Below are 26,547 nucleotides of genomic sequence, written 5' to 3'. Positions count from 1 at the left end.
CGCAGACCCGAGCGTCACGGTCCGGCCGTCGGGGACGGGGTGAACCAGAGCCCACCGGCGAACCGCGACGGCTGGTCTACCGTCCAATTCGGTGAGCCATTCCCATCGGCGACGTAATGGCCGGCCAGTTCGCGCACTCGGGAGAAGTGCTGCCATTCCCGCACGAATTCTTCCCAGCGATCGGCGTAGGCTCGGGGAATGCGGATCGGGGAGCTGTCCAAGCGCACGGGTGTGAGTCCGCGCTCCTTGCGGTACTACGAAGCGCAGGGCCTTTTGACCAGCTCGCGCTCGGACACCGGGCAGCGGCACTATTCCGAGGACGAGGTCCAGCGAGTCTCGCTCATCCGGCAGCTGTTCGACGCGGGCATGTCGAGCCGGGTGATCGCGTCGGTGCTGCCGTGTGTGGAGACTCCGGCCGACGCGGACGTCGTCGATTCGGCGTACGCGACGATGGTGCGCGAGCGCGACCGGATCGACGCCGACATCGCGCACCTGCTCGAGACCCGGGCGGCGCTCGACGTGCTGATCAAGGCCAACAGCCGGCATCGGGCGGGGATGGCCGCGGAACCGGTGGCGCAGTCCGCGTGACCCTGTCTGAGCCTGGCTGACCCTGTGACCTGTGCCTCAGCCGGTTGCCTTTGACATCGGTGTCAGCGGTCAGGATGGCCGCAGGGCCCGGAAGCGCCGGGCCCGGTCATCCGGGAGGCGGCGGAAAATGGGGCAGGCGTGGGGTTTCGGCAGGTTCGGCGGGCCCGAGGTGCAGGAGTTGTTCGACCGTCCCGATCCCGTCCCGGGCCGCGGTGAGGTGCTGATCCGGGTCGACGTCGCCGGCGTGAACCCGCTCGACCACCTGCTGCGCGCGGGCCTGGTCCCCGGGCTCGACGGCGGGCGGCCGTTCCCGCGGGTACTCGGCGTGGAGGCCGCCGGAACGGTGCTCGCCCGGGGCGAGGACGTCGACGGGCTCGAGGTGGGTGACGCGGTCTTCGGCTTCGCACTCACCGGCGGCGGCACGTACGCCGAGACGACGGTGCTCTCCGCGCCGAACACCGCGCGCATCCCGGCGGGCCTGTCCACGACCGTGGCGGCGACGCTGCCCATCGCCGGGACGACCGCGGTGGACGCGCTCGACCAGCTCGACCTCCCGGCCGGGGCCACGGTCCTGGTCAACGGCGTCGGGGGCGGCGTCGGCCTCGCCGTCGCGCGGCTGGCCGCCGGGCGCGGGCTGCGGGTGATCGGCACCGGGAGCGCCGCCAAGCGCGAGCACGCCGAGGCCGTCGGGGCGCAGTTCCTGGACTACACCGCCGACGACGTGGTCGCTGCAGCCCGCGACCTGGTCCCGGACGGCTTCGACGGCATCGTCGACCTGGTCGGCGGTACTTCGCTGAGGACGGTCGCCCCGCTGGCACGCGAGCCCCGCAACGTCATCGCCGTGGGAGACCAGTCGGTCCCCGAGATCGGCGGGCGTTTCGTCGAGCGCCGCCTGGACCGCGCGAACCTGGAACGCTCGGCTCGGCTGGCCCTCGACGGTGTGCTTGCCTCGGTGATCACCGCGACCTATCCGCTTTCGGACGCTCCGGCTGCACTCGCGGCTGTGGAAAGTGGTCACAGCGCAGGCAAGGTGGTCATCAAGGTCGCCTGAGCAATGCCTGGTGTTCTGCGATTGTGTGGATTCTACGTCGTGGTCAGCCCGAACGGCGGCTTCAGGCCACGTCTCGGATTCACCGGCGATCTCGGGTTGGAGCGAGCGTGCGCGGGGCGCCCCTTTCGCCTCGATGACACCAGCAGCATCAGACGCCCCACACGCCACAGAAAAACAGCGTTTCCGATGGAGTGAATGCGGCGGTTGGTGCGCTGGACGCACCAACCGCCGCATTCACTGCACCTGGTCCACAAAGGACGATCGCTGCCGCGCTCATCGGCCGGAAGGTCACCACAGCTGGTCGCGGGAGATGGGCCAGGCAGAATGACCCGATCCTGGCCCGGCCATTTCGGACATTCCGGCTGCCGTCGCAAGCGGTCACCCGCAGGCATGGTGACCTGACCACTGCCGGGGCGCTGGCGACTCCCGAAACCGCGCCGCAGGGATGGCCCCCGATCCCCCACAGGTAGCGGATCGGATCGACTTTGGTCGATCTCCCTTCACGTGGCACCGGCCCGGGGCCGAAGATGGCGGGAGTGCCCGGTAATCACGAAGCCGCCGGGATCGGGGAACGGGGAGGGTGTGCCGATTTTCTGGCAGTGGCTGCCCGGATCGCTGTGGGCGGACGTGGATCCCGGGCGCGGGCGGGGGCGGTCGGTCCGGGATGTCGTGGTCGACGTGACCGGGATCCTGATCGCCGTCGTGGTCGGGCTGCTCGGCTTGCTGCCGTCGCTGTTCGGCGGGATCAGCTCGGCCGATGTGGTCGATCTGGTGCTGGGCGGGGTGGGGTGCGCCGCGCTGCTGCTGCGGCGCCGGTGGCCGGCCGCGCTCGCGTTGGTGCTGGTGGGGCTTTCGGCGGTCTCGCTGACGGTCGGCGGTGCGGCGGGGGTGGCGACGTTCTTCGCGGCGGTGCACTGCCGGCCGCGGGTGGTCGTGTGGGTGGCCGGGCTCGGCGTGGTCACCTCGGTCGTGGCCACCTTCACCCGGCAGTCGGCCGACGTGCCGTTGTGGGCCGGCACGACCATCGGGGTGCTGGCCACCGCCGTGCTCGTGGGGCTGGGCCGGCTGGTCCGCGCCCGGCGGCAGCTGCTGGTCTCGCTCGCCGATCGTGCCCGGCTGGTCGAGGAGGAGCACGCCGGCCGGCTGGTCGAGGCGCGCCGGCTGGAACGCACCCGGCTGGCCCGCGAGATGCACGACGTCCTGGCACACCGGATGTCGCTGCTGAGCGTGCACGCGGGCGCGCTCGAATTCAATCCCGCCGCGTCCGAGGCCGAGATCTCCCGCGCCGCGGGCATCATCCGCAGCGGCGCCCACCAGATGCTGATCGACTTGCGGGAGGTCATCGGCCTGCTCCGCGAGGACCCGGCGGACGACTCCGGGCTCCGCGCCCCGGCGCTCGACCGCGTGCCGGACCTCGTGGCCGAAGCACGGCAGGCGGGCACGGCCGTACGCCTGGAGATGCCCGAAACCCCCGCGCTGGCAACGATTTCCGGGCTGGTCGGCAGTACCGCGTACCGGATCGTCCAGGAAGGACTCACCAACGCCCGCAAGCACGCGCCCGGCCGGCCGGTCACGGTGACCGTCGGCGGGGCGGCCGGCCCGGGGGTGCGGGTGGCCGTCCGCCAGCCGCTGCCCTCGGCCGGGGGCGGGCTGCCGATCCCGGGCGCCGGGACCGGGCTGGCCGGGCTCACCGAACGGGCCGCGCTGGCCGGCGGCCGGCTCGAGCACGGCCCGGCCGGCGACGAGTATCTGCTGCGGGCGTGGCTGCCCTGGGAGGCCTGATGGAACCGGTGCGGGTAGTGCTGGTCGACGACGAATGGCTGGTCCGGGCCGGGCTGACGACCATGTTGTCCGGCGCCGAGGACATCACCGTGGTGGGCGAGGCGGGCGACGGCGCGAACGTCGTCGAGCTGGTCCGGTCCACCCGGGCCGACGTGGTGCTGATGGACCTGCGGATGCCCGGCACGGACGGGGTCACCGCCACCGCCCGGCTGCGGGACCTGCCGGTCGCGGTGCTGGTGCTCACCACCTTCGACACCGACGACCTGGTCCGCCGGGCGCTGCGGGCCGGGGCCGAGGGGTTCCTGCTCAAGGACACCCCGCCGGCCGACCTGGTCGCGGCCATCCGGCGGGCCGCGACCGGCGAACCGACGCTGTCGCCGGCCATCGTCCGCAAGCTCATCGCCCGGATGACCGGCGGCGACGAGAGCCGGCTGGTCCGGGCCCGCTCGGCGCTCGCCGCTCTCACCGAAGGCGAACGACGCGTCGCCGAAGCGGTCGGCGAGGGGCTGTCGAACGCGGAAATCGCCGCCGCGCAGTTCATGAGCGTGGCGACGGTCAAGGCCTACGTTTCGCGGATCCTGGTCAAGTTCGAGGTGGCCAACCGGGTCCAGATCGCCCTGCTGGTGCGCGACGCGGAGTGACCGGGCGCCCGGGCCCCGGCCAGCAGGCTCGCGCCCAGCCGGGTGAGCACGTGGTGCACGGCCTTGCCCCGGCGGCGCGTTTCCACCAGCCCGGCCGCGCGCAGGATGGACGCGTGGTAACTCGCGGACGCGAGCGAGATCCCGGCGTACCGGCTCAGCTCCGTGGTGGAGGCGCCCGATCTCGTCGCTTCGAGCACCCGGGCGCGGGCCGGTCCGAGCAGGGCCGCGATCGCAGCCCGTTCCGGCATTACGGTCGCCGATGTCATTTTTTCTCCCCCAGCCGATTCCCGTGCGCCGTTGTTCGGCGGCTGCACCCGGATAGTTTCGCGCCGGATCGACGGTCCGGGCCATGGTCCGAGGTCTGCGAATGTCGCGACTTTGGTCTCGCGGAATGGGCCACGCGGTTGTCCGCCGTCGGGGGGATTTCTTTTCGACCGGGAGAGGAGTGGGCGCCACCGGCGGCGGCGCCCACTCCCCATTGTCACGGGCGGTGCCAGTAGAGCCCGACGTTCAGGCCGTTGGAGAACTGGGCGCACTTGGAATCGTCGTACGTCGACCGGTCGAAGTTCGTGCGCCGGCTGTCCTTGTTGCAGGCGTCGTAGGTCCAGAACCAGGTGACGTAGTCGTAGCAGTCGTGGTTGACGTGGGCCTGCTCGCATTCCTTCGGCGTCTCCAGCACCGACGCCGGCCGGGCCCCGGCAGCCGGGCCGGACTCGGCCGCGGAGGCCGTCGTGACGCCGGCGGAAGCGATGGCCGCGGCGGCGGCCAGGGTCAGGCCGACCTTGCCCAGAATGGATCGCATGTGTTCTCCCCTGTTCGGTGTGCGGAATCTCCGGCAGCACCGAGTCAATCAAGAAGAAAGCGTCCGGGCAATCTATTCGAGGTCGGTCGAAATGAGCCCTTGCGAAAGCCGATCGGCCAGAAGTTCATGGCCGGACGGGCCTTTCCGCCCGACGAGGTGAAAGACCCGGCTGAGCGCGCGGTAGGGGTCGCGCCGGGCGGCTTCGAGTTCGACCGCCGCCACCCGCTCGGCGTCGCCGGGGTCCAGCTCGGCCCCGCCGAACTCGAGCCAGTCGACGAACAGCCACACCCCGTACCAGCGCACGGGTTCCACGTCGTGGCCGGACAGCAGGCCGCTGAGCTCTTCGACGGTGTCGGCCCGGCCCGGCACCCCCAGCACGCCGATCTCGGTGCGGGCGTCGAACGCCGCCAGCGCGTCTTCCCACCGCTGTTCCAGAGCCGGGCGGACGGCCATCGCGTGGGCGTTGCCGGTCATGATCGAGACCAAGCCGCCGTCCGCGGCGCACCGGCACAGCTGGCCGACCAGGGGATCCGGCTGTTCGAGGTACCCGAGCACGCCGTGGCACAACACGGCGGCGAAGCGCTGTCCGTCCACCGCCTCCTCGGCGTTCTCGCCGTCAGCCTGGACGAGCGTGACTCGCCGCCGTGCCTCGACCGGCAGCCGCTCAAGTCGTTGCCGCGCCTTCTCCAGCATCGCCGGTGACGAGTCGAGCAAAGTGACGTCGTAACCGGCTTGGGCGAGCGGAAACGACTGATGCCCCGCGCCCCCGCCGACGTCGAGCACCGTCGCGGGCGGCGGTGGCAAGTGCTCCAGCAACTGCTGGTGCAGGACGTACGTGCGCACGCGCCCCTTCACCGTGGCGTACGCCCGGTCGGCGAACTGGTCGGCCAGACCGGCCCAGACGTCATCGCTCATCTCGCCACGATAGGGCCGTTACCGACGTCGGCGGGTGGTGCCGATCCGCGCCGCGCCCATACACTCCACGCCCATGACGGAGACCGACGCGGTTGCCGAACGCAGGCCCGCCTACCTGTCCGAGCTGGCCGACGGGACCGAGCGGTTCTTCGAGGAGCGCCGTGAGACCTGCGCGTGGTGCGACTCGAAGCGGCTCGAAGTCCGGTTGCGGACGACGGACCTGCTTCAGCACAAACCCGGCAAGTTCGTCCTGGAGTCCTGTCAGGACTGTGGCCACATCTTCCAGAACCCGCGGCTGACCGGCGAAGGCCTCGGTTTCTACTACCGGGACTGCTACGACGGCCTCGGCGAGAAGAACATGAACTCGATGTTCGAGGGCAACCGCGCCGGGTATGCGGGCCGGGCTCGTCTGGTCGCCTCGATTTGCACGCCCGGACAGTGGCTGGACGTCGGCACGGGGCACGGGCACTTCCCTCGCGATGCCAAGGAAGTGCTGCCGGACACCGAGTTCGACGGTCTGGACATGACCGACGGCGTCGAGCTGGCGCAGCAGGACAACCGCATCCGCCGCGCCTACCGGGGCAACTTCGTCGACCTGGCCGAGGAACTGTCCGGCCGGTACGACGTGATCAGCATGTACCACTATCTGGAACACACGCCGGAGCCGAAGAAGGAGCTGGCCGCCGCCGCGGTGGCGCTGCCCCCGGGCGGGCACCTCGCCATCGAACTGCCCGATCCCGAGTCGCGCTGGGGCCGGCTGCTGGGCCGGTGGTGGCTGCCGTGGCTGCAGCCGCAGCACCTGAACCTGATCCCGATCGGGAACCTGCGTGACGAACTCGCCGAGCTGGGCTTCACCGTCGTCGCCGAGCAACGGGCCGAGCCGCACTCCGCCATGGACCTGGTGGCCGCCGTCATGCTGGCCGTGAACGCGGCCACGATCGGCGGCGAAGACCTGGCCTGGCGGCGGAACCGCCCGTCCCGCACTCGCGCGCTGCTGCGCAAGCTCGGCTTCATCGTGTGCATCCCGGTTTTCGTGATCGCCGGGATCGTGGACCGGATCAGCGCGCCGATCGGGCGTAAGCGCGGGATGTCCAACGCCTATCGCGTGGTCGCCCGCAAGAAGGCCTGACCCGCGCTACTCGCGTCCGGCTGGTCCGGTGGCCGCGGTCGTGGCCGGGCTCGGCGCCCAGGTCGTCCGCCGATGGCTTTGACGAGATTCTGACGCGCCGGCACCGCGAAGGCGGTGCGGCAGCCGTCGGCCGTCTGCCAGCTGACCTGGACGTGCTCAGCGGGAGCCCAAATCGGCATCCTTCGGGCGTCACCGGGGCCGTTGACGAAATCCATACGAATATGCGCGGATCTTGACGAAATATCTACGTTGACCCGCGCGGTCGCCAGGCACGCTCCGGGACGTGCCGGCACCCACCTCATGGATCAAGCGGCTGGTCCTCGGCCGGCCGTTCCGCAGTGACACGCTCGGGGAGACGTTGCTCCCGAAACGTCTCGCGCTGCCCATTTTCGCCAGTGACCCGCTTTCGTCCGTGGCGTATGCGACGCAGGAGATCCTGCTGATCCTCAGCCTCGGCGGGCTGGCGTTCCTGCACCTGGCCCCGTGGATCGGGCTGGCGGTGGTGGTGCTGCTGACCGTGGTGGTGCTCTCGTACCGGCAGGTGGTGCGCGCCTACCCGAGCGGCGGCGGGTCGTACGAGGTGGCGTCACGCAACCTCGGCAGCGGCGCCGGGCTGGTCGTGGCCGGCGCGCTGATGGTCGACTACATCATGACCGTCGCGGTGTCGGTCGCGGCCGGGGTGGACAACATCATCTCCGCCGTCCCCTCGCTCAACGACTACCGCGTGGGCATCGACATCGGGTTCATCGTCGTGCTGATGGCGATGAACCTGCGCGGCATCCGCGAATCCGGCCGGGCCTTCGCCGTCCCGACGTACCTGTTCATCTCCGGTGTGATGATCATGATCGCGCTCGGCATCGGGCGGGCCGTGGCCGGGGACACGCCGGTGGCCGAGAGCGCCGGTTACGGCATCCGCCCCGAGCAGGCCGGCCTGACCGGCGTCGCGCTGGTGTTCCTGTTGCTGCGATCGTTTTCCTCCGGTTGCACGGCGCTGACCGGGGTGGAGGCCATCTCCAACGGCGTCCCGGCGTTCCGCAAGCCCAAGAGCCTCAACGCCGCGCGCACGATGACCGCGATGGGCACCATCGCCATCGTCATGTTCGTCGGGATCACCGTGCTGGCCCTGATCACGCACGTGCGGATCGCGGAGAACACCTGCGACCTGATCGGCTTCGCCGGCGACTGCACCACCGACCCGCAGCGCACCGTGATCAGCCAGATCGCCGCCGCGGTGTTCGGCGGGGACCACGCGGTGATGTTCTACTTCCTGCAGGCCATGACCGCGCTGATCCTGATCCTCGCCGCCAACACCGCGTTCAACGGATTCCCCTTGCTGGCCTCGATCCTGGCGCAGGACCGGTTCCTGCCCCGGCAGCTGCGCACCCGCGGCGACCGGCTCGCGTTCTCCAACGGCATCGTCGCGCTCTCGGTCGCGGCCGCGGTGCTGATCTTCGCGTTCGACGGGTCCACCACCCGGCTCATCCAGCTCTACATCCTGGGCGTGTTCACCTCGTTCACCTTGTGCCAGGCCGGAATGGTCCGGCACTGGAACCGCGAACTCGCCACCGCGACCAGTGCCGCACAGCGCGCCGGTTTCCAGCGTTCGCGGCTGATCAACGCGCTCGGCGCCGTGCTCACCGCGGTGGTGCTGGTCGTCGTCCTGATCACCAAGTTCACCCACGGCGCCTACCTGGTCGTGATCGCCATTCCCGCGTTGTACGTGCTGATGCGGAGCATCCACCGGCACTACAGCCACGTCCGCGAGGAGCTGCTGGCCGACGACGAGAGCGAGCTGCTGCCCAGCCGGATCCACGCCGCGGTGCTGATCTCGACCCTGCACAAACCCAGCCAGCGGGCCATCGCGTTCGCCCGCGCCACCCGGCCCGACACGCTGACCGCGATCACCGTCAACGTCGACGACGCCGAAACCCGCGCCCTGCAGCGGCAGTGGGAGCAACGTGACATGAAGGTCCCGTTGAAGGTGGTCGAATCGCCGTACCGCGAGATCACCCGGCCGGTGGTGGCCTACGTGAAGAACCTCCGCCGGCTCAGCCCCCGCGACGCCGTCTGCGTCTACATCCCCGAGTACGTCGTCGGCCGCTGGTGGGAAAACCTGCTGCACAACCAGAGCTCCCTGCGGCTCAAGGGCCGGCTGCTGTTCGAGCCCGGGATCATGGTCGTCAGCGTGCCCTGGCAGCTGCGGTCCACCTACCGCCGCGACCTGCAACGCGTCCGCCCCCTGCCGGGCGACATCCGCCGTGGCATCACCCCGCGGAGGTAGTCAGGCCGCGGCGCCGGCGGTCACGCTGCCGGCGTGGCCGTACCCGGAACGCCGCCGCAGGACGGGATCGGCCCGGACCGCGGAAGGCCCTGCAGGAAATCGTCGATTCCGGGATCACCGGCGTCCGACTGCGCGGGCACGACCAGCAGCGCGACTGGGCTGCGCCTGGGTGACTGCCGCCGAACTCGGCCGCACGGCCAGCGAACTCGCCGAGGTCGACGAGGACGCCGAGCTGCTGGCAGGTGCGCGAGATCCGTGGCAAGGCTGCGGTCCGCATTGGACTGGCTACCGACTGGACACCGGCCGACGAACGGTCGCCAGGCCTGCCGATGGCCGGGCTCGTCGCACCGCCGCAGGCGTACCGGACCCTGGGCGGCGGGCGGCCGACGAGCCGGAGATGGACTTGCGTGTTCGGCTGTTGTTCATGGACCGGCTGCATGAGAGCATCCCCGGTTCGGGCTCCGCCAGCCCGGCGGCCGCGTCCCCGGATCTTGATCAAGAGCCCGGATTCTGACCAAAACCGGGGAACCGTTGGTGCTTTCCCCACCCTTTTGCCAGGAGCTTTGACAGCAGTTCCACGACGCTGGGATCTTCGACTCCGAGGTACGGAACGTCGTCGATCCCGCAATGGAGTCTGAAATGTCGAGCCCCCCTGAGCAGTTGCCCAGTCTGGCCGCGCTGTCCTCGCCAGTGCTCCAGCCGGCGCCGGACTGGCGGGCGCTGCAGGAATCCCGCGCGGTGGTCCGGGTCCGGACCTACGCCGGCGACGACGCGTGGCTGATCACCCGGTACGCCGAGATCAAGGAACTGCTGATGGGCTCGAGAGTGGGGCGCGCGCATCCGGATCCGGCGAATGCGCCCCAGTTCATCAATTCCGCGATCCTCGACGAGGCCACCGGCCAGAGCGATTACGCGAACGAGATCGCCGATCACCATCAGTTGCGGGCGGTGCTCACGCCGTACTTCTCCCGCAAGCGGATGGCCGCGCTCGAGCCCGCGGTGTCGGCGCTCGTCGACGAAGCGGTGGACGCGCTCGAATCCCACGGCCCGCCGGCGGATCTGATGACGGTGTTCGCGAACCCGTTGTCGATGGCGGTCCTGTGCGAGCTGATCGGCATTCCCGCCGAAGAGCGTGACGAGCTGGGACCGCTGCTCGCCGCGGCGAGCATGCTGGGCGGCGACGCCGAAGGGCTGGCCCCGCTCGAGGCGGTGATCGAGCGGCTCGTCACCCTCCGGCGGCAGGACCCGCGGGACGACATGATCTCCGGCGCCTGCGCTGCCGGGCTGCCCGACGCCGAAATCGCCAACGTGATCGCCGGGGTGATCTTCGGGGGCCGCGGCGTCGTGAACCACCTCGCCTTCGGCGTCGCGCGGCTGTGCAGCGACCACGAACTCCGCGCGGCCGTCACCGCGGATCCCGGCCTGATGCCCGCCGCGGTCGAGGAGATGGTGCGCACCGCCAGCGCCGGCGGCGTGATCATGCCGCACTACGCGCGGGAAGACCTCGACGTCGACGGAGTCCGCATCCAGACCGGTGACCTGGTGCTGCTGGACCTGGCGCTGGCGAACACCGACCGGCGGGTGTTCGAGGAACCCGACCGGATCGACCTGACCCGCACGTCGAACCAGCACCTGACCTTCTCGTTCGGCATCTGGCACTGCGTCGGCGCGCCGCTCGCGCGGATGGAGCTGCGGCTCGCGTTTTCCGCGCTGCTACGGCGTTTCCCCGAGCTGCGCCTGGTGCACCCGGTGTCGGAACTGAGCACTCCGGACGATCAGCTCGCGGGAGGGTTGTCCGCTCTGCCCGTCGCTTGGTGAGCCGTGGCGGTCACGCGGTGAGGACGTCGCGCGTCTTCACCACGGCCGGCGGGGGCCCGCCGTCGTAGTCGTAGTTGCTCAGGATCACCGTGACCCATTCGCGGTCGGGGTACATCTGGAAGTCGGTCGACGTGCCGGGGGCGCCGCCGCCGTGCCCGGTCACCCACTGGTCGCGGACCAGCAGCGTCACCGGTCCGTAGCACTGGAAGCCGACGGGCGGGACCCCGGGCGCCGGGCCGGGCGGCTGCGGCGGCGGTACCTTGCCGCCCAGCGTGATGCCCGTGTACACGCGATCGAGCAGCTTGGAACCCTGTAGTGCCAAGGCGAAACGCGCCATGTCGGCGCACGTGGTGAAGGCGTCGCCGGAGGGAGTGCCGACGTACAGCCGCTGGTCGATGGTGTCGGCGCGGCCGCCGGACGGCTGTTTCGCGTACGGGTGCGCGATGCGGGGATCGGTGTGCCAGTGCGGCCGGGTGTAGAAGTCCGTGGTGGTCATGCCGGCCGGGCGGAGCACGTGCTCGCGCACGTAGTCGTAATAGGACTTTCCGGAAACCTGCGCCACGATCGCGCCGAGCAGGTGGTACGCCGCGTTGCTGTACCGGGACCCGGCTCCCGGTGCGAACGCCAGCGAGGTGCGCCGGATGTAGTCCGTGGTGCCGTTCATCACCCGGTCGACGTCGGTCCAGGTGAGCGCTTCCGCCAGATAGCCGGGAATCGTGAAGGTGTCGCCGAGGTCGGAGGTGTGGGTGAGGAGGTGGTGGACCCGCACGGTGTCGGCGATCTCGGCGGGGAAACCGCTCAGGTAGGTGCCCAGCGTGCCGGTGTAGGAGATCTTGCCGGCCTGCGCGAGCTGGGCGATGGCGACCGCGGTGAACAGCTTGGTCACCGAGGCCATGGCGAACAGGGTGTCCGGGCCGTTGGGGGCGGCGTGGTTGGCGCGGCCGTAGGACCGGGCCAGCACCGGGCGTCCTCGCCTGAGCAGCAGGAGACTGCCGGAGAACTGGTCCTGGGCGGCCTGTTCCTTGACGAACTGGTCGATCGCGCGCACGTCCGCGGAGGTCGATGTGGGGGTGACGCCGGAGGCCGAGCCGGCACCGGTGGCGAGCAGCGCCCCGGAGGCGCCGAGCAGGCCCAGTGCGGATCGTCGTGTTGTGGTCATGGCCGAAGGTCTATCGAGGACGGCCGATCGGGGAGCGATGGCCGGTCCATACGTGATCCATATGTCGCGCGCGGGACACTGGCCGGATGCGGGTGCTGCTGGTCGAGGACGAACGGCCGCTGGCCAAGTACGTCGCGGCCGGCCTGCGCAAACACGGGTTCGCCGTCGACGTCGCGTTCGACGGGCGCACCGCGCTGGACAAGTGCGTGGTCACGCCGTACGACGTCGTGGTGCTCGACCGGGATCTGCCTGCGGTGCACGGGGACGCGGTGTGCCGCGAACTCGCCGAGCGCGGGGTGTCGCGGATTCTGATGCTCACTGCGTCCGGCACGGTCGAGGACCGCGTCGACGGCCTGACGCTAGGCGCCGACGACTACCTGGGCAAGCCGTTCGCGTTCTCCGAGCTGGTCGCCAGGGTGCGGGCGCTGTCCCGCCGCAGCGCGCCCGCGACGCCGCCGGTCCTGCGCGCCGGCGACGTGGTCCTCGATCCCGCGCGACGCACCGCGGAACGCGCGGGCCGGCTCCTTCCCTTGACGCCCAAGGAGTTCGGTGTGCTGGAGCAGCTGCTCGCCGCCGGCGGGGTGGTGGTGAGCGCGGAAACGTTGCTGGACAAGGTGTGGGACGAGCACGCCGACCCGTTCACCAACGCTGTCCGGATCACCGTCGGCACCCTGCGGCGCAAGCTCGGTGACCCGCCGCTGATCGAGACCGTGCCGAGCGCCGGCTACCGGACCGTCCCATGACCGCCCGCGCCCGGCTCACGATCCTTTACGCCGCACTGGTTCTCGCCGCCGCTGCGCTGCTGACCACGCTCACGTACCTGCTGATACGCGGAAACGGCGGCCATCGGACGTCGGTCATCATGCTCAGCCCCTCGCCGAGCGGGATCCCGCCACTGCCGCCGTCGATCGAGGCGGTCACCCTCACCGACTTCATCAGCCAGGCCGCGATCGCGCTCGCGGTGGTGACGGTGCTGGCCGCGGTCCTGGGCTGGCTGGTGGCCGGGCGGGTGCTGCGCCCCATCCGCACGATTTCCGCCACCGCCCACCGTCTCTCGGCGGAAAACCTGTCCGAGCGGATGCCGGTCACCACGCCCGCCGACGAACTCGCCACCCTCGCCGGCACCGTCAACGGCATGCTGGACCGCATCCAGCAGGGCATCACCGACCGCGACCGGGTTCTCGCGAGCCAGCGCCTCTTCACCGCCAACGCCGCCCACGAGCTGCGCACCCCGCTGACCACCATGCGCACCGCCATCGACGTCACCCTCGACAATCAGCCTGGTACGGAAGAACTCCTGGCCATGACCGCGGACGTCCGCACTGCTGTCGAGCAGAGCCAACGCATCCTGGACGGGCTGTTGGCACTGGCCCGCAGCCAGGCCGGGGTTGGCCTCCGCCACGGCGTCGACCTGGCGGATCTGGTGGCGACCGCCTTGGACGGCGTGGACTTCACGGTGCGGGCCGACTTGCGTCCTGCGCTGGTGTGCGGTGAACCTGTTCTGCTGGAACGGATGTGTGGGAATCTGGTCGAGAACGCTGTTCGGCACAACTGTCCGGGCGGCCGGATCGAGGTCACCACTGGTACCACGGACGACCGGGCTTTCCTGTATATCGGCAACACTGGCCCGTTGATCCCTGCGTCGACGGTCGACCAGCTCCGTGCCCCCTTCGCCCGCGGCGACGGCGCCCGCATCCACACCGATCGGGGCATCGGTCTGGGATTGTCTATTGTGGACGCCGTTGTGATCGCGCATGGGGGTGGGCTTACGCTGACGGCTCGGCCGGGTGGTGGGCTGCAGGTCGCCGTCCACCTTCCACTTGGCCTGAACGAGGGTCAGCGCGTCAGATCCCGGACGAGATCCGTCCAGCCGGGTGCGCCGACCCGGACGAACATCGGCGAGGTGTCCAACGGCGCCGGGTAGTTGTGCAGGGTGCGGCCGCCCGTTTCGATGCGCTTGGTGTGGGGGTCGAACCACAGCCCGGCGGGCAGGGTGATGTCGCGGGCGGTGCCGGCGGTGATCATCGGTGCCGCCAGCAAAGCGGGGCCGAGCAGCCACTCGTCGTCGATCGTGTCGAAGCGGTGGTCGGTCGGGAAGTCGAAGTACACCGGGCGCATGATCGGGGTGCCGTCCGCGACCGCCTGCTGCACCTGGGTTTTCAGATAACCGGCCAGTTTCGCGTGGGTCTGGACCGCGTCGGCGTACAGCTTCGCCGTGTCGGCCGGGTAGACGACCGTCTTGCCCGTCGTGGTGTCGACCGTGCTCACCGGGGAAGTCGACGCGTACATCAGCGGCATCAGCGACGCGGCCTGCGCCCAGCGGACCAGCACCTCGCGGGTGGGCGGCGGCATGCTGTTCGACCCGCCGATCATGTCCGTCTCGACGAACGGGTAGCCGTCGGCCGAGATCGCCGACGCGCGGCGCAGGGAGGTGCGCAGGCCGTCCCAGCTGGTGTCGGCGTCGACCGCCCGGATCACGAACCCGTAGTGCTGGTTGCCCCAGTGCGTGCGGATGCCCGCGCCCTGCTGGTCGAACGCGTCGGTCATGTCCGCGCCGAGCTTCTGGTAGTCCTGCGGGGTCAGGCTCCCGGTGGTGGCGCACCGGTCGTCGAAGAAGCGGGTGTCGAACTTGAAGCCGTCGACGCCGTAGTCCGCCATCAGCTTGCGCAGGTTGCCGGTGTACCAGTCGCGGGCCTGCGGGTTGCCGAGGTCGATGATGCCCGCGGTGCCGTTCCACCAGGTCACCGTGCACGGTGTCGACGTGTTTCCCTTGGCGTGCACCAGATAACCGTGGTCACGGGCGTAGGCGTAGTTCGCCGAGTCGAGGTTGACCCAGAACGTCGTCCACAGGCCGAACTTCTGGCCCATCGCGTGGATGTCATCGGCCAGCTTCTTCGGGTCCGGGAAGGTCTTCGCGTCGAAGGTCAGGTTGCCGTAGTTCGACTCCCACTTGTCGTCGAGCTGCACGGTGTGCCCGGCGACGCCCACGTTCTTCAGGTCGCGCGCCCACGAGAGCACCTTGTCCTGGTCGATGTCCCGGTAGTACTGCGCCCAGGAATTCCACAGTGGACTCTTGAACTCGGCGTCGGTCGCGTCGCTCTTGGCGGGCTTGCCCACTTCGCCGATGTAGTCGTCGTACACCGCGCGGCGGCTCGACTCGACGAAGACCGTGCTGGTGTACTCCGCGGAGTTCGTGACGGTCAGGTCGGCGCGGCCGCCGGCCAGCGCGACCTTCATCGGCTGCGCGGTGCGCACGTAGAGGCCGACCGACTTCGACGTGAAGAAGTACGGCTCCTGCATCATGTAGCTGGCCGGGGAGAACTCCGGCTCGTCGACTACGCCGGCGGAAAGCGGGTACGGCTGGGCTTTTCCTTCGCTGGTTTCGCCGCCGCCGTACCAATAGCCGGACGTCGCCAGGTCGAAATGGGTCGCCCGCTGCCCGGCGGCGAGCCCGCCGACCGACCAGCTCAGGTCGAACCGGTCCGGGCGCGGGGTGATCCGCAGGGTCACCGGACGGCCCGCGGTGCTGTCGGCCTCGGCGACGACGGTCGCGCCGTCCCGCGAGACCGACCGGACCCGCGTCGCCACGCCGCCGTCGAAGGTGAACGCGTCCGACGCCGTGCGCAGCACCTGCTCACCGCCGCGCGAAACGCTGATCCCCAGCCGGGCGGTGTTGATGCGCAGCTGGTAGCCGGGGGAATCGGGGCCTCGCGGCACCGAGACGGACGAGAGCGAATCCGCGGCGGCGGGGGCCACGACGGTTCCCGCGAGGACCAGCCCGGCTGCCGCGTACGCCAGTCGTCGATGCACTTGAGCCTCCCGAAATGCAAGATTATGCTCGGTGTCGGGTCATAATGTGCAGTAATAAGCACACAAGACGGGAGGTTTTGTCAAGGTTTGCCGGGCCTGGCCCCTGGTGGCGAGCTGAGTTTCTGCTGCAGGAACTCGACCAGCCAGCGCTCGGCGGGGGAGCGGGATCGTTCGGGACGCGCGTAGAGCGCGATCTCCAGCGGCTCCAGCGCGATCGGCAGCTTCACCAGGCGCACGGGGTGGCTGGCGGCGTAGGCGCGACCGGCGAGTTCCGGGACGATGGCGACGAGTTCGGACTGCTGGATCAGGTACGGCACCACGGAGAACTTGGCGACCTCCAGCACGACCCGGTCGAGCAGGTCGAGGGTCGCCAGCGCGAGTCTGGGGCCGATGTGGCCGGACGGGCTCTCGACCAGCACATGCCCTTCGGCGCGCAGTTGCGCTTTGCTGATCGCGGGGCCGTGCACGCGCGGGTGGTCGTCGGCGACCATGGCGAGGTAGCCCTCGGCGAACAGCGCGTGCCGGCGGATCTGTGGCGCGGACACGACCGGGGTCGCGACGAACGCGTCGATCTCGCCGCGCTCGAGCTGCCGCGGCGAGTCGGCGAGGTCCAGCGGGCGGATCGACAGGGACACCCCGGGTGCGAGCGCGCGCAGCGGACCGACCAGCAGGGGCAGCAACGACGCCTCGCCCAGGTCGGACAGGCCGATGGTGAACCGGGCCCGCGCCGTGCCGGGGTCGAACGAGGACGCCGGCTCGACGGCCTGCTCGATCCCGGCGAGCGAGTGCTGCAGCGGTTCGTACAGCCGGTCCGCGAGCGCGGTCGGCACCAGGCCGTCGCGGCTGCGGTGGAACAGCACGTCGTCGAACCGGCGGCGCAGCTTGCCCAGCCCGTAGCTCACGGTCGGCTGGCTGACGTGCAGGGCCGTCGCGGTGCCGGTGACGCTGCGGGTTTCGTAGAGCAGGACGAAGACCCGGACCAGGTTGAGATCGAAGTCAGCCATATTCATCTCATCTATGTGGCGGCGGCAAAACATCTATTGGATTAGTACTACACCCGTCTCTACGGTGAAGCACACCCGCGACGAAGCCAGGAGGGTGCCGTGCTGATCCGCGAGATGGCGCACGAGGTGATGCGGCGGCAGGGACTCGACACCGTCTTCGGGAACCCCGGCTCGAACGAGCTGCCGTTCCTGACCGGGCTGCCGGACTCGTTCCGCTACGTGCTCGGCCTGCACGAGGGGGCCGTGGTCGGGATGGCCGACGGTTACGCCCAGGCGACCGGCCGCCCGGTGCTGGTGAACCTGCACGCCGCGTCCGGCTCGGGCAACGCGATGGGGGCGCTGACCAACGCCGTGTACAGCCGGTCCCCGCTGGTGGTCGTCGCCGGTCAGCAGGTGCGCCCGGCGATCGGCGCGGAGGCCATCTTGTCCAATGTGGACGCCGCGCAGCTGGCCAAGCCGCTGGTCGGCTGGGCCGCCGAGCCGAGCTGCGCGGGCGACGTCCCGCGTTCGCTGAGCCAGGCGATCTTCGAGGCGCGGCTGCGGCGTTGTCCCACTTACCTTTCCGTGCCGTACGACGACTGGGCGGCCGAGACGGAACCGGGCGCGGAAGCGGTCCTCGCCCGCACCGTCCGGCGGTCCGCGTACCCCAGTCCCGCCGAGGTCGAGGCGCTGGCCGCCGACCTGCGCGCGGCCCGGCGGCCGGCCTTGGTGCTCGGCGGTGACCTCGACAGCGACGGCCACTTCGACGCGGTGACCGCACTCGCGGAACGGCTCGAGACACCGGTCTGGGCGGCGCCGTCGCTGTTCCGGCTGCCGTTCCCGAACCGGCACCCGCTGTTCCGGGGCGTGCTGCCCGCCGGGATCGCGCCGATTGCCGACGCGCTGGCCGATCACGACCTCGTGCTGGTGCTGGGCGCCCCGGTGTTCCGGTACCACGAATACCTGCCGGGTGAGCACCTGCGCCCCGGCGTCCGGCTGGTGCAGGTCACCGACGACGCCTCGGCCGCGGCCCGCGCCCCGATCGGCGAGGCCCTCGTCACCGACCCCGGTGCGGTGATCCAAGGCCTGCTCGGACTTCTGCCGGAGCGCCCGCAAAAGCGTTGGGAGCACACGATTCCGGCGGTACCGGCCGACGGGACCGGCGCGTTGCTGCATCCCGAGCAGGTCTTCGCCGCCCTGCGCGACACGCAGCCGCCGGACACCGGTTACGTGGTGGAATCCACCTCCACCAACGGCTCCTGGTGGCGGCAGATGGACCTGCGCCGCCCGGGCTCGTACTACTTCCCGGCGGCCGGCGGCTTGGGCTTCGGGATCCCCGCCGCGGTCGGCGTCGCACTGGCGGAGCCGGACCGGCCGGTGGTGGGCGTGATCGGCGACGGGTCCGCCAACTACGGCATCACCGGCCTGTGGACCGCCGCCCAGTGGCGCTTGCCGATCACGTATGTGCTGCTGCGCAACGGAACCTACGGCGCGCTGGAGTGGTTCGCCGGGCTGCTGGGCACGCCGGATGTGCCGGGCACGACCATTCCTGGGCTGGACTTCACCGCGACCGCGCGTGGTTATGGCGTCGACGCCACGCATGCGGAGGATCTGGCCCAGTTGCGTGCGCTGCTGGCTGAGCCGGTGGATGGGCCGAGGCTTATCCAGGTCGACACTGCCGTCACCACTCCCGCCTGATCGGAGCCGAACATGTTGCTGGAACGGGAAATCTGGGCCGGCCGGATCTCCTCCGGTGGGTGGCGGGCTGGCGGCGGGGCCCGGGAGGTCGGGCTGCCGGGAACGACCATTCCCGGGCTTGACTTCGCCGCGACCGCGCGCGGCTACGGCGTCCATGCCACGCAGGCTGAGGATCTGGCCCAGCTCCGTGCGCTGCTGGCCGAACCGCTCGATGGCCCGAGGCTCATCCAGGTCGACACCGCTGTCACCACGCCTGCCTGATCGGAGCCGAATATGTTGCTGGAACCGGAAACCTGGGCCGCCCGGATCTACTCCGGCGAGTGGCGAGCAGGCGGCGGCGGGGCCACGGACGTCGTCGAGCCCGCGACCGGCGCCACCCTCGGCCGGCTCGGCCTGGCCAACCCGGACGACGTGCGCCGGGCCGCCGTCACCGCGGCCGCCGCGCAACGCGGGTGGGCGCGAACGCCGCCGTCCGAGCGGGCGGCTGTGCTCCGCCGCGCGGGCGACCTGTGGGTCGCGCACCGGGCGGAGATCGAGGACTGGATCGTCCGGGAGGCCGGCTCGGTCCCGGCCAAAGCCGCCGTCGAAACCGGTTTGGCGGCCGGGATCTGCCACGAGGCGGCCGCGCTGCCCACCCATCCGCTGGGCGAGGTGCTGCCGTCGGACGAACCGCACTGGTCGTTCGCGCGCTCCCGCCCGGCCGGGGTGGTGTCGGTGATCGCGCCGTTCAACTTCCCGTTGATCCTGTCGATCCGGTCGGTCGCTCCGGCGCTCGCGCTCGGCAACGCGGTGCTGCTCAAGCCCGACCCGCGGACCGGGGTCTGCGGCGGCGTCGCGCTGGTGCGGATCTTCGAGGAAGCCGGGCTGCCCCAAGGACTGCTGCACCTGGTGCCCGGCGGCGCGGACGTCGGGCAGGCGGCCATCGACGCGCCCGAGGTGCGGGTCATCTCGTTCACCGGCTCCACCGCGGTCGGCCGCCGGATCGGGGAGCGGGCCTCGTCGCTGCTCAAGCGCGTGCATCTGGAGCTGGGCGGAAACAACGCGCTGGTGGTGCTGCCGGGCGCGGACGTCGAGCGGGCCGCGAGCGCCGGCGCGTTCGGCTCGTTCAACCACCAGGGGCAGATCTGCATGGCCACCGGCCGTCACCTCGTGCACGAGTCGGTCGCCGGCCCGTACCTCGACGCGCTGGCCGCCATCGCCCGCAAGCTGCCGGTCGGCGATCCCGCCACCCAGCCGGTCGCGCTCGGCCCGATCATCGACGGCAAGCAGCTCGACCACATCGACCGGCTGGTGCGGGAGGGCGTCAAGGCGGGGGACCGGGTGCTCGCCGGTGGTGAGCCCGCGGCGCCCTACTACCCGCCGACCGTGCTCGCGTGTGGCGGCAGCGGATCGCCCGTCTGGCAGCAGGAAGTCTTCGGCCCGGTCGCCCCGGTGCTGACCTTCGGCGGGCTCGACGAGGCGGCCGGCCTGGTCAACGAGTCGCCGTACGGCCTGTCGGTCGGCATCCTCGGCGACGTCGGCACAGCGATGCGGCTGGCCGACGAACTCGACAGCGGCAAGGTCCACATCAACGAGCAGACCGTCGCTGACGAGCCGAACGTGCCCTTCGGCGGGATCGGCGATTCCGGCAACGGCTCCCGCTTCGGCGGCGCCCGTGCCAACATCGAGGCCTTCACCGAAACCCAGTGGCTCACCGTCCGCTCCGAAATCGCCGGCTATCCGTTCTGATCGTCGCCTCACTCACCGTGGAGAGAGACATGCCGTTCGCCGGGAACCGTTTTTCCTGGGCCGCCGTGCTGTGCTGGCTCACCGTGCTGATCGAGGGCTTCGACCTGGTGGCGCTCGGCGCGACCAGCCTCGCGCTGCAGCACGCCGGGGGTCTGGAGTTCACCCCGTCCCGGCTGACCACGGTCGCCACCGTGTCACTGGTCGGCGTCGCGCTCGGCGCGGCACTGGTCACGCCGCTGGCCGATCTGTTCGGGCGCCGCACCATCCTGATCGCCTCGGTCGCGTCCTTCTCCGCGTTCACGCTCGTGCTGCCGCTCTCGTCCGGCTTCGTGATGTTCGCGGTGCTGCGCCTGCTGGCCGGGCTCGGGCTCGGTTCCTGCATGCCGACCGCGCTGGCGGTCATGTCGGAACACCGGCCCGCGCAGCGCCGGACCCGGGCCAGCACCACCACCATGACCGGCTACCACTGCGGCGCCGTGCTGGCGTCGCTGCTCGCGCTGGCGGCCGGGAACTCCTGGCAGATCCTGTTTTACGCGGGCGGCGCGGCCGGGCTCGTGATCGCCGCGGTCATGTGGTGGAAGCTGCCCGAAACCGCGCCCGTCCGCCGGGACGCCGACGCCGAGCGAGTCACCGTGGTGGACCTGGTGCGGCCCCGGTTCCTGCGCACCACCCTGGCCGTGTGGGTGAGCACGTTCATGGGCCTGCTCCTGGTGTACGGGCTCAACACCTGGCTGCCGAGCCTGATGAAAACCGCGGGCTACGGGGTGTCGACGTCGATCACGCTCCTGTTCGTCCTCAACGCCGGCGGCATCGCGGGCATGCTCCTGGCCGGCTACGTCGGCGACGCCCGCGGCATCCGCCGGACCTCGCTGGTCTGGTTCGGGGTGGGCGCGGTCCTGCTGGCGGTGCTGAGCATCCGCATCCAGGTCAGTCTGGTGCTGAACCTGGTCATCTTCCTCACCGGCGTGTTCGTGTTCTCAGCCCAGGTACTGGTTTACGCCTACGTCGCACAGTCCTATCCGGACCGAATCCGCGGCGCTGCCCTCGGCGTCACCTCCGGCGTCGGCCGTCTCGGGGCCATCACCGGGCCGTTGATCACGGGCGTGTTGGTCACCGGGGGCGTCGCTTATCCTTGGGGTTTCTACTTTTTCGCCATTGCCGCGGTGCTCGGGCTGGTGGCCATGACGCTGGCTCCCCGCGGGACTGGCCCTGCGCCCGTCGTTTAGCAGTGCCGCACTTCACCGTGATGGAGCGTGGTCGAGGGTGGCGGCCAGCGAGTCCGCTTGCGGCGCTTCATAGCTGCGGTAAATCGCGTGTGCTTCGCGCAGCAGGGGCACCGCGGCCGCCGGGTCGGTCGCGATGAGGCTGCGGGCTTATCCGGTGAGCGCCCGCGCTTCGTGGAGCTGGAGCCGGTGTTCGCGGGCGAGTTCGAGGGCCCGGCCGAAGTAGTCGCGCGGATCGCCGGCCGGTGGGTAGTCCAGCGCGAGGTCGCCGAGGTCGTTCAGCGCGTCGATCTCGTCGTCCCGGACGCCGATTGCGCTCAGCCGCTCGTGGGCGGTGGTGAGCTTCTCGGCCGACTCCGGATAGCGCCCGGCCAGCCGCAGTGCGACGCCCAGGTTCTTGATCGACGTGGCCTGCCCCAGCTGGGCGTCGACCTCGACGTACGCCTGGTGGGCGGCGGTCAGCGCGCGGGTCGCGCTGTCCAGGTCGCCCTTCATCAAGTGCGCGACGCCGAGCTCGTGGACGGTGTTCGCCTTCCCCAGCCGGTGTTCCCCGTCGACGTAGAGGTGCAGCGCACTGGTGAGGGTGCTGATCGCGGCGTCGTAGGCACCTTGCTGGTAGCGCACCGTGCCCAGGTTCTTGAGGGCGTTGGCCTGGCCGAGCCGGTCGCCGATTTCCGCGTACAGCTGCTGTGCGGCCGTGAACAGCTCGGCGGCTTCCCGGTTGCGGCCACGCGTCCGTCCCACGATGCCGAGGTGCCTGAGGGTGTGCGCCTGCCCCAGGCGGTTTCCCAGCCGGAGGTAGAGCCGGTGGGCCTCGGTCAACGTCCGGGTGGCCTCGTCGTGGGAGCCCAGCTGGTACTGCCCGATGCCGATCCGCTCGAGCGCATCTGCCTGGCCGAGCTGATCACCCAGGTCACGGTAGCGCTGATGGGATTCCGTCAGGACCTCGTCCGCGCTCCGGGCGAGAATCCGTACCACTCGCGCGTGGCGTCCGGCAACGACCTGGCCTTGATCGGCGCGATCTCGAAGCCGAGGGAGCTGGGATTGGACGTGTCCGGTGACATCTCCGGCACCGGATCCGACGACATCGTGATCGGCCGCCACGTCTTGCCCGCCTTCGCCACGGCAACCACCCCCCGAGCCGAACTCGGACGCCGGGCCTGGTCGCTGATGCTGTCCGGTGCGGGCCTAGCCTGCGTCTTTCACGCGATGTGATGTAGATCAGAGCCTGAAGATGGAGGAAGTGCCTGTCCTGTAAGGGAAAATTGGGCTTGCGACGGTCCAAGATTCACTCAACAGGAAGGCACTCCCTTGGTGCAGGGTAGCAAGGCCTCATCGGTGCGGGTCACCGCCGACGGTGAGGGGCTGGTGTCCCGTGCAGGGGTGGCGCTGCTGCGGGAGCTGACGGTCAGCACCGGCCTGGGAACCGGCTGGTCACAGGCACTTCTCGACACCTATGACGGGACGCCGGTCCACCTTCCCGGCCGGGTGCTGGCCGACCTGGCGGTGATGATCGCCGACGGTGGTGACGCGCTGGCGCATCTGGCGACACTGCGGGACCAGGACAAGCTCTTCGGGGCGGTGGCCAGCGACGCCACCGCCTGGCGGGTGCTCGACCGGGTCGATGACGAGCACCTCACCCGCCTGCGGGCCGTCCGGGCGGCAGCCCGGGACCGGGCCTGGGCCGCCGGAGCGGGTCCTGATCTCGCTATCGGGTTGACGATCGACATCGACGCGACGATCACCGTCGCGCACAGCGAGAAGGAGAACGCGGCGAAAACGTGGAAGAAGACGTTCGGGTTCCACCCGCTGCTGGCCTACCTCGACCGGCCCGAGATCGCGGGCGGGGAAGCCTTGGCCGGGATCCTGCGACCGGGCAAGGCCGGGTCGAACACCGCCGCCGACCACATCGAGATCCTCACGATGGCGCTTGCCACGCTCCCGGCCCATGCCCGGCCCGACCCCGATAACCCGGCCGCGCCGCGCGTGATGATCCGGACCGACGCCGCCGGCGCGACCCACGCCTTCGCCGCCGCGGTCCGCGCCGCGGGCTGCGGGTTCTCCATGGGATTCCCGATCGGCACCGAGGTCCAGGCCGCGGTCCTGGCCATTCCCGACCACGCGTGGGTCCCGGCCTACGACATCGACGGCCAGCCCCGCGACGGAGCGTGGGTCGCGGAGATCACCGGCATGCTCGACCTGACGACATGGCCGACCCGTTCGCGGGTGTTCGTCCGCCGCGAACGACCCCACCCCGGTGCGCAACTGCGGTTCACCGACGCCGACGGGCACCGGTTCACCGCGTTCATCACCGACACCGAAGGCGGGCAGCCCGCCGACCTCGAAACCCGGCACCGAGCACACGCCCGGGCCGAAGACCGGATCCGCTGCGGCAAAACCACCGGCCTGCGCAACTTCCCCTGCCGCGGCTACGCGGAGAACAAAGCCTGGCTCGAGTTGTCCCTCGCCGCCGCTGACCTGCTCACCTGGGCCCAAGCCCTGTGCTTCACCGGCGACCTCACCCGAGCCGAACCCGCCACCTTCCGCTACCGCATCTGCGCCATCGCCGGAAAGCTCACCCGCACCGCCCGAGTCACCACCCTGCACCTCGACCAGGACTGGCCCTGGGCACGGCACCTGGCCACCGCCTTCGCCCGGCTCCGCGCAGCCCCCTGGCCCAGCTGAACCCCGCCCCCGCCCCGACAACCAAGGACCCCACTGCCCCATGCAAGATCGAGGCTAAGATCATACAGTGTCGCGAACTGTTTCTCGGACCGATCATTAGCGCGGAATTCAATTGTCTGACATGTTCAGGTGAACGCCCGATATGGGCTTCGGTAACTTCTGGAGTTCGTCAGCTGGCCACCAAGGAAAGAATGCACTTGAAGCGGGGTGTCGATATATTTTGTCTCAAGTCAAGATCGGGGAACAGAATTCATCCGAATTCACCGAGTCGGATGACGAGGCGACGGTCGGTGTGGAATGTTCCTTACCTGTGATAACTTCGTTGTGTCGTGACTCCCCGACCGTTGTTGCTCGGGCCCAGTTCGCTCGCTGTCTGAACTCGAGGGTGTTGTTGTGATAAATGTTTCCGGAACAAGGGTAGTGCGCCCCAGTGCTGCGCTTCGACGTGCGGCACCCGCGGTCGGGGCCGTCGTGCTGTGCTATGTGCTCGCCGAATTCGCGGAATCGATTTCAGTGCCTGCAGCCCAATTGCTCGTGGCCATCTTGGTCGGAGTGGCGCTGGCTCTTACCGGCCGGATCCGGCACCCATTGCCGGCGCGGATGGTGCGCCCCAGTCATGCCGTCGTCGGCGCCTTGATGGGCAGCTACCTGCAGGTCGGAGCATTGGGGTCCCTTGCAACTGCGGTTGCGCCGCTTCTGGTGGTCACAGTGGCGAGCGTGGCTGCGTGCTATGGCGTCGCCTATACGTTGGCGCGGCTGACTACGATCCCGTTGCCTGACTCCGCGCTCGGGATGACGCCCGGTGGCTCCGCGGCGATCGTCGCTTGTGCTGCGGACGTCGGTGCGGACGCACGGTTCGTGGCTTTCACCCAGTACGTCCGAGTCGGGATGGTGGCCCTGACCGCTCCGTTCGTGGTGCTGCTGGCCCAGCCTTCCTTCGCCGGTGGCACTGCGGTGGTGGCTGGGTTTCCGGCACCAGGACATCTCGTGGACGCCTCGGGAGAAGTGGCCGGGCTCCTGGTGCTGGCGGCGGTCTGTCTGCTCGGTGCGCAGCTGGGAAGGCGGCTCGCGTTGCCCGCGCCGGTGTTGCTCGGCAGCATGCTCGTCGCGGCTGTCGCCGGCGCCTCGGGCGGGGTGAACGGGTTCACGCCCGCTGGCCCGCTGCGGGATGTCGTCTTCGTTGTGGTGGGTCTGGAAGTGGGGCTGAAGTTCACTCGGTCGTCGATGCGCCATATCGGCAAACGGCTGCCCTTGGTGCTCGGGTCGACGGTGCTCGTCTGCGCGATCTGCGCCGGTCTTGCTGCGCTCTTGCCTGTGACGACCGGAATGCCGTTCCTCGAAGCGTACCTCGCGACCACTCCTGGAGGGATCAACGCCGTGCTCGCCACGGCGGATTCGGCCCGGGTGGATGTCCCTGTCGTGTCGGCGGTGCAGAGCGTGCGCTTGTTCTTGGTGTGTCTCGTGGTCCCACTGCTGGCACGCCGGATGAAGGCTCCGTTCCGGCGCCGCGCCGCGGTCGCCGGGGGAGTGTGATGACTGCGGATCTTCACGTCTTCGTCGACGTCGTTGACGGCCGGGCCGCTGCGACCTTGGTGGGCGGTGACGAGTGGAAGCGGCGTTTCGTGACTGGCGACGAGGCCGAGCGCCGGGAGCTGGTCGGCGCTTTGCAGCGCGCGGTCCGCCGCGAACTCGATGAGCTCGGTCACCTGTTGTTGTTCAGCGGAGACCCGGACGTGACCTGTGGGGTTCGAGAAGTTGGCTCTTGCATTCTGACCAGCGGGGATGGGCACGTTCGACGGGCAGGGCATGATCGCCAGCCATGAGGCTGCGTCTGCTCTATCTATCTTCCTTCGGCTGGTGAGACTGCTGGTGTTGCTCGGTCACTTGTCGGCGTCCAAGGACGTCGAGTTGCTGGTGTTACGTCATAAGGTCGCTGTGCTGCGCAGAGGCCACCCGAAACCTCGTCTGGACTGAGCCGGCCGGGCAGTGACCACGCCCATCGCCGGCACCCCGGAGAGTCGGTGATCGGTCTGTGCTGACGGCACGCAGGACGAGGGCGACCGTCCATACGACTGCTGAGGCCATCCGCCGGCTCACGCGTGTCAGCAGGGTGGAGGCCTGGTCGAAACCGTCACCGTCGACATCGGCGACGGATCGCGGGACCCGGGAGGGGACGAGCAGACGACGAGGACTTCGCCACGTGCCTCCTGCGAGGCCATACGGTTTTTGGTCAACCGAGTGGACTACCCGGTTT

At 70.0% G+C, this 26,547-nt stretch carries 25 protein-coding genes; 18 read left to right on the top strand and 7 right to left on the bottom strand.

The features are described 5' to 3' along the window. Window positions 1-198 precede the first annotated feature (198 nt). From OG371_RS04490 to OG371_RS04475, 4 genes are all read left to right on the top strand, one after another. On the top strand, window positions 199-588 hold the full coding sequence (locus tag OG371_RS04490; protein ID WP_329065805.1) for a MerR family transcriptional regulator: 390 nt from the start codon (window positions 199-201) through the stop codon (window positions 586-588). Between the two features lie 127 nt (window positions 589-715). Next, window positions 716-1,639 carry an NADP-dependent oxidoreductase gene (locus OG371_RS04485; protein ID WP_329065802.1) on the top strand — a complete coding sequence of 308 codons (924 nt, stop codon included), beginning with the start codon at window positions 716-718 and terminating at the stop codon, window positions 1,637-1,639. Window positions 1,640-2,221: 582 nt separating this feature from the next. Continuing rightward, a complete protein-coding gene (locus OG371_RS04480) occupies window positions 2,222-3,421 on the top strand; it encodes a sensor histidine kinase (protein WP_329065800.1) in 1,200 nt (399 codons plus the stop codon). After that, the gene (locus OG371_RS04475) at window positions 3,400-4,062 is read left to right on the top strand and encodes a response regulator transcription factor (RefSeq protein ID WP_329065799.1); all 663 of its coding nucleotides are present in this window, start codon (window positions 3,400-3,402) and stop codon (window positions 4,060-4,062) included. The genes OG371_RS04480 and OG371_RS04475 overlap by 22 nt, the downstream gene beginning before the upstream one ends. Here the strand turns inward: OG371_RS04475 and OG371_RS04470 are convergent. From OG371_RS04470 to OG371_RS04460, 3 genes are all read right to left on the bottom strand, one after another. Further along, window positions 3,984-4,328 carry an ArsR/SmtB family transcription factor gene (locus OG371_RS04470; protein ID WP_329065797.1) on the bottom strand — a complete coding sequence of 115 codons (345 nt, stop codon included), beginning with the start codon at window positions 4,326-4,328 and terminating at the stop codon, window positions 3,984-3,986. The two genes, OG371_RS04475 and OG371_RS04470, sit on opposite strands and share 79 nt — an antisense overlap. A gap of 215 nt (window positions 4,329-4,543) precedes the next feature. Further along, a complete protein-coding gene (locus tag OG371_RS04465; protein ID WP_329065795.1) occupies window positions 4,544-4,864 on the bottom strand; it encodes a hypothetical protein in 321 nt (106 codons plus the stop codon). Between the two features lie 72 nt (window positions 4,865-4,936). Further along, a complete protein-coding gene (locus tag OG371_RS04460; protein ID WP_329065792.1) occupies window positions 4,937-5,779 on the bottom strand; it encodes a methyltransferase in 843 nt (280 codons plus the stop codon). A 73-nt stretch (window positions 5,780-5,852) separates the two neighbouring features. Between OG371_RS04460 and OG371_RS04455 the strand changes: the two genes are divergently transcribed. The 4 genes from OG371_RS04455 (at window position 5,853) to OG371_RS04440 (ending at window position 11,007) form a co-directional block, all read left to right on the top strand. Continuing rightward, a complete protein-coding gene (locus OG371_RS04455; RefSeq protein WP_329065790.1) occupies window positions 5,853-6,908 on the top strand; it encodes a class I SAM-dependent methyltransferase in 1,056 nt (351 codons plus the stop codon). A 283-nt stretch (window positions 6,909-7,191) separates the two neighbouring features. Beyond that, window positions 7,192-9,189, top strand: a complete 1,998-nt coding sequence (locus OG371_RS04450; protein ID WP_329065788.1) for an APC family permease — start codon at window positions 7,192-7,194, stop codon at window positions 9,187-9,189. 169 nt (window positions 9,190-9,358) lie between these two features. Next, window positions 9,359-9,703: a hypothetical protein gene (locus tag OG371_RS04445; RefSeq protein ID WP_329065786.1), complete on the top strand. Its 345-nt coding sequence runs from the start codon at window positions 9,359-9,361 to the stop codon at window positions 9,701-9,703. Between the two features lie 125 nt (window positions 9,704-9,828). Continuing rightward, window positions 9,829-11,007, top strand: coding sequence for a cytochrome P450 (locus OG371_RS04440; RefSeq protein ID WP_329065784.1), 1,179 nt, complete (start codon window positions 9,829-9,831; stop codon window positions 11,005-11,007). Window positions 11,008-11,017: 10 nt separating this feature from the next. Here the strand turns inward: OG371_RS04440 and OG371_RS04435 are convergent, their stop codons facing one another. Then, complete coding sequence (locus OG371_RS04435) at window positions 11,018-12,166, bottom strand: serine hydrolase domain-containing protein (protein ID WP_329065782.1); 1,149 nt, start codon at window positions 12,164-12,166, stop codon at window positions 11,018-11,020. A gap of 86 nt (window positions 12,167-12,252) precedes the next feature. Between OG371_RS04435 and OG371_RS04430 the strand changes: the two genes are divergently transcribed. Next, entirely contained in the window at window positions 12,253-12,909 is a 657-nt protein-coding gene (locus tag OG371_RS04430; protein WP_329065780.1) for a response regulator transcription factor, read from the top strand. Further along, entirely contained in the window at window positions 12,906-14,090 is a 1,185-nt protein-coding gene (locus OG371_RS04425; RefSeq protein WP_329065778.1) for a sensor histidine kinase, read from the top strand. The genes OG371_RS04430 and OG371_RS04425 overlap by 4 nt, the downstream gene beginning before the upstream one ends. On the opposite strand, the gene OG371_RS04420 is transcribed toward OG371_RS04425, so the two are convergent. Further along, window positions 14,003-15,976: a TIM-barrel domain-containing protein gene (locus OG371_RS04420; RefSeq protein ID WP_329065776.1), complete on the bottom strand. Its 1,974-nt coding sequence runs from the start codon at window positions 15,974-15,976 to the stop codon at window positions 14,003-14,005. The two genes, OG371_RS04425 and OG371_RS04420, sit on opposite strands and share 88 nt — an antisense overlap. Before the next feature lie 80 nt (window positions 15,977-16,056). Continuing rightward, window positions 16,057-16,980, bottom strand: a complete 924-nt coding sequence (locus tag OG371_RS04415) for a LysR family transcriptional regulator (protein WP_329065774.1) — start codon at window positions 16,978-16,980, stop codon at window positions 16,057-16,059. Between the two features lie 99 nt (window positions 16,981-17,079). On the opposite strand from OG371_RS04415, the gene mdlC reads away from it, so the two are divergent. The 4 genes from mdlC to OG371_RS04395 are packed head-to-tail and all read left to right on the top strand — an operon-like array spanning window position 17,080 to window position 21,611. Next, a complete protein-coding gene (gene mdlC, locus OG371_RS04410) occupies window positions 17,080-18,657 on the top strand; it encodes a benzoylformate decarboxylase (RefSeq protein WP_329065771.1) in 1,578 nt (525 codons plus the stop codon). 12 nt (window positions 18,658-18,669) lie between these two features. Beyond that, window positions 18,670-18,918, top strand: a complete 249-nt coding sequence (locus OG371_RS04405) for a hypothetical protein (RefSeq protein ID WP_329065768.1) — start codon at window positions 18,670-18,672, stop codon at window positions 18,916-18,918. A gap of 12 nt (window positions 18,919-18,930) precedes the next feature. Further along, window positions 18,931-20,385, top strand: coding sequence for a benzaldehyde dehydrogenase (locus OG371_RS04400; RefSeq protein WP_329065766.1), 1,455 nt, complete (start codon window positions 18,931-18,933; stop codon window positions 20,383-20,385). Window positions 20,386-20,414: 29 nt separating this feature from the next. Next, window positions 20,415-21,611 carry an MFS transporter gene (locus tag OG371_RS04395; protein ID WP_329065764.1) on the top strand — a complete coding sequence of 399 codons (1,197 nt, stop codon included), beginning with the start codon at window positions 20,415-20,417 and terminating at the stop codon, window positions 21,609-21,611. A 147-nt stretch (window positions 21,612-21,758) separates the two neighbouring features. On the opposite strand, the gene OG371_RS04390 is transcribed toward OG371_RS04395, so the two are convergent. Further along, window positions 21,759-22,460, bottom strand: a complete 702-nt coding sequence (locus OG371_RS04390; protein ID WP_329072910.1) for a tetratricopeptide repeat protein — start codon at window positions 22,458-22,460, stop codon at window positions 21,759-21,761. Here OG371_RS04390 and OG371_RS04385 point away from each other — a divergent pair. The 4 genes from OG371_RS04385 to OG371_RS04370 all read left to right on the top strand — a co-directional run bounded on the left by OG371_RS04385 (window position 22,374) and on the right by OG371_RS04370 (window position 26,116). Then, window positions 22,374-22,823, top strand: coding sequence for a hypothetical protein (locus OG371_RS04385; protein ID WP_329073471.1), 450 nt, complete (start codon window positions 22,374-22,376; stop codon window positions 22,821-22,823). The two genes, OG371_RS04390 and OG371_RS04385, sit on opposite strands and share 87 nt — an antisense overlap. Window positions 22,824-22,919: 96 nt before the next feature. Beyond that, a complete protein-coding gene (locus OG371_RS04380) occupies window positions 22,920-24,293 on the top strand; it encodes an IS1380 family transposase (protein ID WP_329065763.1) in 1,374 nt (457 codons plus the stop codon). A gap of 393 nt (window positions 24,294-24,686) precedes the next feature. Further along, window positions 24,687-25,826, top strand: coding sequence for an AbrB family transcriptional regulator (locus OG371_RS04375; RefSeq protein ID WP_329065761.1), 1,140 nt, complete (start codon window positions 24,687-24,689; stop codon window positions 25,824-25,826). Next, the gene (locus OG371_RS04370; RefSeq protein WP_329065759.1) at window positions 25,826-26,116 is read left to right on the top strand and encodes a hypothetical protein; all 291 of its coding nucleotides are present in this window, start codon (window positions 25,826-25,828) and stop codon (window positions 26,114-26,116) included. The genes OG371_RS04375 and OG371_RS04370 overlap by 1 nt, the downstream gene beginning before the upstream one ends. Window positions 26,117-26,547 lie beyond the last annotated feature (431 nt).

The organism is Amycolatopsis sp. NBC_01480 (genome assembly GCF_036227205.1).
Lineage (GTDB): Bacteria > Actinomycetota > Actinomycetes > Mycobacteriales > Pseudonocardiaceae > Amycolatopsis.
Note: the sequence above shows the minus strand (reverse complement) of the source record. Positions and strands in the feature narration are given on the sequence as shown.